This is a genomic window from Rathayibacter sp. AY1H3 (genome assembly GCF_002932015.1).
The window spans coordinates 40392-49418 of the sequence record NZ_PSUU01000031.1; the positions used below are offsets into that span (position 1 = coordinate 40392).

Sequence of the window (9027 nt, forward strand, 5' to 3'; positions counted from 1 at the left end):
CACCGGGTCGCGCTACTGGTCGGCGCGGCGCGGGGTCTGCTCGGGGATGACCGCGACTCCGGTGAGCGCGGCCGTCGTGACGCGACGGCTCTTCGCACGGCCCTGGCCGGGCTGCTTCGGGGCCCGCAGAGCGTCGAGCACGTAGTCGAGCAGGTGCTCGGCGACCTCGCTGCGGACGCGGCGCGGACGCGTGACCGACGCGATCAGGATGTCGATGCTCGGCGCGGCAACGGCCCGCTCGATCTCCTTCTCGACCGGGGTCTCGACGGGAGCCGACTCGACGGTCGCCGTCTCGGCGGCCTCCTGGCGCGGCTCGCGGTCGCGGCTGCGACGACGGCGCTCGCCCCGGGCGGGACGCTCGCCGCGACGGCTCGGCTCGGACGGCTGCTCCTCGGGTGCCGTGGCGGACTCCTCCGGCGCCATGGCCTCGACGGTCTCGGCGGCGTCCTCGACCAGCGCGGCCGCCTCCTCCGCCGCCTGGCGCACGGCCTGGGGGTGGATGGTGCTGGCGGCGATCTGCGCGAGCGCGTTCTTCGCGTCGTCCGTGATGGCGTGGGTGCTGATCGGCTTGGTCGCCGGCGCGCCCTGCCCGTTCTGCCCGCCGTTCGAGCGCCCGGAGGCGGCGGGCTGCTGCTCGCCGCCCTTGCCCCGGCGGCGCTGCTCCTGCTGCGGAGCGGCGGTCGACCGGTGCTTGAGCACGGGGTCGTGGTGGACGATGACGCCGCGTCCGGCGCAGATCTCGCAGTTCTCACTGAAGGTCTCGAGCAGGCCCAGGCCCAACTTCTTGCGGGTCATCTGCACGAGGCCGAGCGAGGTGACCTCGGCGACCTGGTGCTTCGTCCGGTCGCGGCTCAGGCACTCGACCAGGCGGCGGAGCACGAGGTCGCGGTTGGACTCGAGCACCATGTCGATGAAGTCGACGACGATGATGCCGCCGATGTCGCGCAGGCGCAGCTGGCGGACGATCTCCTCGGCCGCCTCCAGGTTGTTCTTCGTGACCGTCTCCTCGAGGTTCCCGCCCGAGCCGACGAACTTGCCGGTGTTGACGTCGACCACCGTCATCGCCTCGGTGCGGTCGATCACGAGCGAGCCGCCGCTGGGCAGCCACACCTTGCGCTCCAGCGCCTTCTCGATCTGCTCCGTGATGCGGAACTCGTCGAACGCGTCCTTCTCACCCGTGTAGACCTCGACGCGCTCGAGCAGATCGGGTGCGACCTGGCTGAGGTAGAGCTCGATGGTCTCGCGGGCGTCGTCGCCGGCGATGACCATCTTCTCGAAGTCCTCGTTGAAGACGTCGCGGACGATCTTGATCAGCAGGTCCGGCTCGCTGTGCAGGAGAGCGGGAGCCTGCCCGGTCGCGGCCTTCGCGCTGAGAGCCGTCCACTGCGCGGTCAGGCGCTCGACGTCGACGGTCAGCTGCTCCTCCGTGGCGCCCTCGGCCGCGGTCCGGACGATGACGCCCACGTTCTCGGGCAGCACCTCCTTGAGGATCTTCTTCAGGCGGGCGCGCTCGGTGTCCGGGAGCTTCCGCGAGATGCCGTTCATCGAGCCGTTGGGCACGTAGACGAGGTAGCGGCCGGGGAGCGAGATCTGGCTCGTGAGACGGGCGCCCTTGTGGCCGACGGGGTCCTTCGTGACCTGGACGAGGACCCGGTCGCCGGGCTTGAGCGCGAGCTCGATCCGGCGGGGGCCGCCGGCGTTGTTCGCGGCGTCCCAGTCGACCTCGCCGGAGTAGAGCACGGCGTTGCGCCCGCGTCCGATGTCGACGAAGGCGGCCTCCATGCTCGGGAGGACGTTCTGCACGCGGCCGAGGTAGACGTTGCCGATGAGCGACGCCTCCTGCGAGCGGGCGACGTAGTGCTCGGCGAGGACGCCGTCCTCGAGCACGCCGATGCGGATGCTGTCCTCCTTCGAGCGGACGACCATGACGCGGTCGACGGCCTCCCGGCGGGCGAGGAACTCGGACTCGGTGACGACCGTGCGGCGCCGGCCGGCGTCGCGGCCGTCGCGGCGGCGCTGCTTCTTGGCCTCGAGGCGGGTCGAGCCCTTGATGCGCTGCGGCTCGGTGATGAGCTCGGGCTCGCGGGCCTCGCGCTGCTCGCGCGGCTGGCGGACCCGGACGACGGTGTTCTCGGGGTCGTCGGAGCCGGACCTCTCGCTCTCGCCGCTGCGGCGGCGCGAGCGGCGGCGGACGGAGCCCTGCTCCTCGGCCGGGCTCTCGCGCTCCTCCTGGACGCCCAGCGGCGCACCGCGGGGAGGCAGCGGAGCCAGCTCGACGTAGTCGGGCAGGACCGGCGCCTGGAACAGCAGCGACGGGCTCGGCAGTGCGGGCCGTCGCGGCTCCTCCTGGTCGGCGCCCGGGGTCTGCGGGAGGGCGTTGAAGAACACCGCGCCCGTCGACGTCGACGGCTCGGCCGCCTCCGCGGCGCTCCCGGTCTCGGGCAGCTCGGTGCCCTCGGCTCCGGTCTGGTCGGTCTCGTTGCTGTCGATGATCGTCTCCCCTGTCGCTGGCGCGCTCGACTCGGTCCGCCGGCTCGCCCGGCGGCCACCGAAGAGGCGGCTGATCTTCCTGGCCCCGCTGCGGGGCCCGTCGCGGTCCGGATCGGATCCGCTCGTACTGTTGTCTTCCACCATTCCTGGTGCACTCCTCGGCCGGGTCGTCCGCCGCGTCGTCTTCCCGGATGCTTCTCTCGTGCGAGGGGCCTCGGCCCGCCGCGAATCCTTCCGCTCCCCCGGTCCCGTCGCGCTCGTGGCGCGGGACTCCGGTTGCAGCTGCACTCTCGGAACTGACTATCCGACACGCGCTCCTCCGCGGTGCGACCTGCGGTCGACTCCCGGCGGAGCGGAGATCCGGCGCGTCCATTCGCGGAACGCTGTCGATCTCCTGTGGCCCGGTGCTCGCCCGGTAAACCTTCTTCGCGTCGATGCGGGGTCCCCCGGACCGACGGCTCCGATTATCGCACGCATTCCCAGAGGCGCCGATCCGGCGCGTGCCATAATCCCCCGGTGTCCAGCGATCCCGGGGTGCGCGACGCCCCCATGCAGCAGCGCCCCGTCCTCTTCGCCGTCCTGCTGATCGTCCTCGGCGTGATCGGCTGGACCGCCGCCTTCGCCCTCACGAACGACAAGTTCGCCGCTCTCGAGAACCCCGATGCGGGCCTCGGCTGCGACTTCAGCCTGCTCGTGCAGTGCAGTGCGAACCTGAACTCGGCGCAGGGCGCGGTCTTCGGCTTCCCGAACCCCCTCATCGGCCTGGCGGCCTGGATCGCGCCGATCGTGGTGGGGCTGGGCCTGCTCGCGGGCGCCCGGTTCGACCGGTGGTTCTGGGCGGCCTTCAACGTCGGCTTCCTGCTGGCCCTGGTGTTCGTGGGCTGGCTCATCGCGACGAGCGTCTTCGCGCTCGGAACCCTCTGCCCCTGGTGCATGCTCACCTGGGCCGTCGTCATCCCGGGCTTCTGGCTGGTCACGCTCCGCAACCTCCGTGAGGGCGTGTTCCCCGTCCCCGCCGGGGTGCGCCGCTTCGCCGGTGCCGCCTACGGCTGGGTCCCGTTCATCACGCTGCTCTGCTACCTGCTGATCGCGGTGGTCGCGCAGGTGAGGCTGAACGTGCTCGCCTACCTCTGACGGACGTCGTCAGAGGCAGGCGGCCGAGCGGCTCAGGCGAACCAGAGGCCGAGCTCGCGCGCGGCCGACTCCTCGGAGTCGGACCCGTGCACGAGGTTCTGCTGGACCTTGAGGCCCCAGTCGCGGCCGAGGTCGCCGCGGATGGTGCCGGGAGCGGCCGTGGTCGGGTCGGTGGTGCCGGCGAGGGCGCGGAAGCCCTCGATCACGCGGTCGCCCGCGATGCGCAGGGCGACGATCGGGCCGCTCTCCATGAACTCGACGAGCGGCTCGTAGAAGGGCTTGCCCTCGTGCTCGGCGTAGTGGGCGGCGAGCAGCTCGCGGTCGGCCTCGACGAGCTTCACGTCGACGAGGGAGTAGCCCTTCGCCTCGATGCGGCGGAGGATCTCGCCGGTGAGGTTGCGGGCGACGCCGTCGGGCTTGACGAGGACGAGGGTCTCCTGGGTGGCCATGGTTCAGCGGTCTCCTTCGGTGGGGTCGGTGGGCTCCGCCGCCCGGCGCGTCTGAGCGTCGAGGCGGGTGCCGGTCACCATGCAGTACGTCCACAGCGCCACGAAGGCGGCGCCGATCACGTACATGATCGGGACCAGCAGGCCCGAGGCCACGATAACGAACTGGAGCACCCAGCCGATGCGGAAGCCGACCGGCCGGTTCAGCAGGCCCAGAGTGGCGACGAGCGCGAGGCAGACCACCGCTCCCCCGACCAGCACGACCACGGGGTCGGCCGCCTTCAGCCCGAAGGCCACCAGGGTGGCGAGGAAGACGATGACCGCCTCGAAGCCGAGCACGATCGAGCCGAGGCTCTCCCGGACGGTCCGCGAGCGCCGCGGGCGTCCGGCCCTCACGCGCCCAGCCAGTTCTCGTCGCGGGCCGCGGTGATCGTGCGGCCGACGAGGGTGATCGAGCCCGTGACCAGCAGGGCGCCCTTGTCGGTGCGCGCCGCGAGGACGCGACCGGCCGTGAGAGCACCGAGCGGGTCGTCGGCGACGCGGACCGCCTCCTCCGGGAACACGGTGCGGGCGAGTGCGGCGAGCTCCTCGGCGGGCATCGCCCGATCGCTCGGCGCCGTGGTCACGATCAGCTCGTCCACCACGGGGCGGAGCTCCCGGAGGATCCCCTCGGCGTCCTTCTCGGCCAGCACGCCGAGGACGGCCGTCACGCGGTCGAAGTCGAAGTAGCGGCCGAGAGCGGCGGCGAGGGACGCGGCACCGTGCGGGTTGTGCGCCGCGTCGACGACGGTGCGCGGAGCGAGTCCGACGAGCTGCAGGCGGCCCGGGGAGGTCGCGGCGGCGAAGCCCTCGTCGAGGACGTCGCCGGTGAGCTCCTGCGTCCCGCCTCCCAGGAACGTCTCGACCGCGGCGACGGCCACGGCGGCGTTCTCGGCCTGGTGGTCGCCGAAGAACGGCAGCAGCAGCTGCTCGTACGTGGTGACGAGTCCCCGGACGGTGACGACCTGGCCGCCGACGGCGACGGTCGTCGACTCGACGTCGAACTCCGCCCCCTCGACGACGATCGTCGACTCGGTGGCCTCGGCCGCGTGCCGCAGCACCGCCTCCGCCTCCGGGACCTGCCTCGCGGTGACCACCGAGGCGAGCGGCTTGACGATGCCCGACTTGGTGCGCGCGATCTCCTCGGTCGTCGAGCCGAGGCGGTTGGTGTGGTCGAGGGCGATCGGGGTGAAGACGGCGACCTGCGCGTCGGCGACGTTCGTCGAGTCCCACTCGCCGCCCATCCCCACCTCGACGACGGCCACATCGACCGGCGCGTCGGCGAAGGCCGAGTAGGCCAGGACGGTGATCGCCTCGAAGAAGGACAGCGGCGCCTCGCCCTGCTCGGCCAGCTCGGCGTCGGTCATCCGCAGGTACGGCTCGACGTCCTGCCAGTTGTCGGCGAGGCTCCGGTCCGAGATCGGCTCTCCGTCGATGACGATGCGCTCGTTGAAGCGCTCGAGGTGCGGACTGGTGAACAGGCCCACCCGCAGCCCGTGGGCGCGCAGCAGGCTCTCGATCATCCGGCTGGTCGAGGTCTTGCCGTTGGTTCCGGCGATCTGGATCACCGGGTAGGCGCGCTGCGGGTCGCCGAGGATCTCGACGGCGCGCCGGGTCGGAGCGAGGCGCGGGCGGACGCTCGCCTCGCCCAGGCGCTCCAGCAGCGCGGCGTAGACGGCGTCGGCGGCCGCGCGGTCGGCGTCGTCCGGCTCGAACGGATCAGACATCGGCGGCCTCGACCTTCTCGACGCGGATGATGGCGGTGCCCGCGGGGCCGACGGCGATCGCGCCCTCGCCGCCCTCGAGAGCCGTGGTGAGCGGAGTGAACGCGCATCCGGTCGCGAGGGTCTCCTCCGCGATCCAGAGCGCGTGCGGCTCGAGCGCCTGCAGGCTCGGCTCATCGAGCACGACCTCCAGGACGATCCGGTCGCTGACCTCGAACCCGGCCGCCTTGCGGGCGTCCTGCACCGCGCGGATGAGGTCGCGGGCGAGCCCCTCCGCTTCGAGCTCGGGGGTGGTCGCCGTGTCGAGGAGCACGAAGCCCCCGCGCGGGAGCAGGGCGATGGCGCGGTCGTCGCCGGCCGAGCCGCCGACCTCGAGCGTGAGCTCGTACTCGCCCTCGACCAGCTCGACGCCGCCGGCGGAGACGACGCCGTCCGTCTCGCTCCAGTCGCCGGCCTTGGCGGCCCTGATCACGGTCTGCCCGCCCTTGCCGAGCCGGGGCCCGGCGGCGCGCGCGTTGACCGCGAGACGGGAGGTGACGCCGTAGTCGGTGGCGCTGGAGTCGACCAGCGGCACCAGCGACACCTCCTTCACGTTCAGCTCGTCGCGGAGGATCGCCTCGAACGGCGCGAGCTCGGCGGCGTCGGCGACCACCACGGTCAGGCGCGCGAGCGGCAGGCGGACGCGGAGCCCGGCCTGCTTGCGGAGGGAGAGCGCGGTGGACGAGATGCCGCGGACCGCGTCCATCGCGTGCACGAGCGCCGGGTCGGCGGGGAACTCGTCCGCCTCCGGCCAGTCGGTGAGGTGGACGCTGCGGCCGCCGGTCAGGCCCTGCCAGATCTGCTCCGTGACGAGAGGCAGGAGCGGGGCGGCGACGCGGCACACGGTCTCGAGGACCGTGTAGAGCGTGTCGAACGCCTCCGATCCGCGGCCGTCCTCGTCGACGCCCTGCCAGAAGCGGTCGCGGGAGCGGCGCACGTACCAGTTCGTCAGCACGTCGCTGAAGTCGCGGAGCGCGGCGGCCGCGAGTGTGGAGTCCAGCGCCTCGAGCCGGCCGGTCACGGTCTCGACCAGATCGCGGGTCTTGGCCAGCAGGTAGCGGTCGAGGACGTCCTCGGAGCCGGTGCGCCTGGTCGCCTCGTAGCCGCCGCCCGCCGAGGCGTTGGCGTAGAGGGAGAAGAAGTACCAGGTGCTCCACAGCGGCAGCAGCACCTGGCGGACGCCCTCGCGGATGCCCTCCTCCGTCACGACGAGGTTGCCGCCCCGGAGGACCGGGCTCGACATCAGGAACCACCGCATGGCGTCGGAGCCGTCGCGGTCGAAGACCTCGGCCACGTCCGGGTAGTTGCGCAGCGACTTGGACAAGTTCTGCCCGTCGTTGCCAAGCACGATGCCTTGGCTGACAACTTTACGGAACGCCGGGCGGTCGAAGAGCGCGGAGGAGAGCACGTGCAGCGTGTAGAACCAGCCGCGTGTCTGCCCGATGTACTCGACGATGAAGTCCGCCGGGTTGTGGGTGTCGAACCAGTCCGCGTTCTCGAACGGGTAGTGCACCTGGGCGAAGGGCATCGATCCGGAGTCGAACCAGACGTCGAGGACGTCGCTGATCCGGCGCATCGTCGAGCGCCCGGTCGGGTCGTCGGGGTTCGGGCGGGTCAGCTCGTCGATGAACGGCCGGTGCAGGTCGTCCGGGCGCACGCCGAAGTCGCGCTCCAGCTCGTCCAGCGAGCCGTAGACGTCGATCCGCGGGTACTCCGGGTCGTCGCTCTTCCACACCGGGATCGGCGAGCCGAAGTAGCGGTTGCGGCTGATGGACCAGTCGCGCGCGCCCGAGAGCCACTTGCCGAACTGGCCGTCCTTGACGTTCTCGGGGACCCAGGTGATCTCCTGGTTGAGCTCCTCCATGCGGTCGCGGATCGCGGTGACGCGGACGAACCAGCTCGAGACCGCCTTGTAGATCAGCGGATTGCGGCAGCGCCAGCAGTGCGGGTACGAGTGCTCGTAGCTCGCCTGGCGGAGAAGCCGGTGGCCCGCGCGCAGGAGCTGCGTGAGGGGCTTGTTCGCGTCGAAGACCTGGAGGCCGGCGACCTCGCTGATCTGCGGCAGGAAGCGGCCGCCGTCGTCGACCGAGATGATGACGGGGATGCCCGCCGCCTCGCAGACCTTCTGGTCGTCCTCGCCGTAGGCGGGCGCCTGGTGCACGATGCCGGTGCCCTCGCTGGTGGTCACGTAGTCGGCGACGAGGATGCGCCACGCGTTCTGCGTGCCCCAGGCCTCGGTGTCCGCGTAGTGGTCCCAGAGGCGGTCGTAGCTGATCCCCTCGAGCTCGGAGCCCCGGTGGGTGCGCGAGACGGCGGCCAGGGCCGACTCCGCGTCCGGATAGCCGAGGTCCTTCGCGTAGGCGCCGACCTGGTCGATGGCGAGCAGGTACTCGGCCGAGAGCTCGCGCTCCTCGGGCTCGCCCCTGCCGTCGGCCGCGCCGTTCGGGCCGGCGGGGACGACCGCGTACTCGATGTCGGGCCCGACGGCGAGCGCGAGGTTCGTCGGCAGCGTCCACGGCGTCGTCGTCCACGCGAGAGCGCGGACCGCCGTCAGCTGGAGCGCCTCCGCCGTCTCGCCGACCAGCGGGAAGGTGACGGTGACCGTCTGGTCCTGGCGCATCTTGTAGACGTCGTCGTCCATCCGCAGCTCGTGGTTTGAGAGCGGCGTCTGGTCGCGCCAGCAGTACGGCAGCACGCGGTGGCCCTCGTAGGCGAGGCCCTTGTCGTAGAGCTGCTTGAACGCCCAGATCACCGACTCCATGAAGGTGGGGTCGAGCGTCTTGTAGTCGTCGTCGAAGTCGACCCAGCGCGCCTGGCGGGTGACGTAGTCCTGCCACTCCCCGGTGTAGCGCAGCACCGACTCCTTCGCGGCGGCGTTGAAGGCCGCGACGCCCATCTCCTCGATCTGGGACTTGTCGGTGATGCCGAGCTGCCGCTCCGCCTCGAGCTCGGCGGGCAGGCCGTGGGTGTCCCAGCCGAAGCGGCGGTGCACCTGCCGTCCGCGCATGGTCTCGAAGCGGGGGAAGACGTCCTTGGCGTAGCCGGTGAGGAGGTGCCCGTAGTAGTTCTGCACGCGGCGCTCGGTGGGCAGGCCGTTGTCGTCCCAGCCCATCGGGTAGAAGACGCTCTTGCCGCGCATCCGCTGGAACCGCGCG

At 71.8% G+C, this 9027-nt stretch carries 6 protein-coding genes; 1 reads left to right on the plus strand and 5 read right to left on the minus strand.

Annotation, left to right across the window (positions count from 1 at the left end):
* Window positions 1-12: 12 nt before the first annotated feature.
* The gene (locus tag C5C33_RS12620; protein WP_104261270.1) at window positions 13-2634 is read right to left on the minus strand and encodes an Rne/Rng family ribonuclease; all 2622 of its coding nucleotides are present in this window, start codon (window positions 2632-2634) and stop codon (window positions 13-15) included.
* Between the two features lie 372 nt (window positions 2635-3006).
* On the opposite strand from C5C33_RS12620, the gene C5C33_RS12625 reads away from it, so the two are divergent.
* Complete coding sequence (locus C5C33_RS12625) at window positions 3007-3624, plus strand: vitamin K epoxide reductase family protein (RefSeq protein WP_374953826.1); 618 nt, start codon at window positions 3007-3009, stop codon at window positions 3622-3624.
* A gap of 32 nt (window positions 3625-3656) precedes the next feature.
* Here C5C33_RS12625 and ndk read toward each other — a convergent pair whose 3' ends face one another.
* From ndk to ileS, 4 genes are all read right to left on the minus strand, one after another.
* Window positions 3657-4073, minus strand: coding sequence for a nucleoside-diphosphate kinase (ndk, locus tag C5C33_RS12630; protein WP_104223686.1), 417 nt, complete (start codon window positions 4071-4073; stop codon window positions 3657-3659).
* Between the two features lie 3 nt (window positions 4074-4076).
* Window positions 4077-4466, minus strand: a complete 390-nt coding sequence (locus C5C33_RS12635; protein ID WP_104262805.1) for a DUF4233 domain-containing protein — start codon at window positions 4464-4466, stop codon at window positions 4077-4079.
* A complete protein-coding gene (locus tag C5C33_RS12640; protein WP_104261271.1) occupies window positions 4463-5836 on the minus strand; it encodes a folylpolyglutamate synthase/dihydrofolate synthase family protein in 1374 nt (457 codons plus the stop codon). Before C5C33_RS12640 ends, C5C33_RS12635 begins: the two co-directional genes overlap by 4 nt.
* The coding region (gene ileS / locus C5C33_RS12645) for an isoleucine--tRNA ligase (RefSeq protein WP_104261273.1) at window positions 5829-9027 on the minus strand (3199 nt) is incomplete at its 5' end. The genes ileS and C5C33_RS12640, both read right to left, overlap by 8 nt.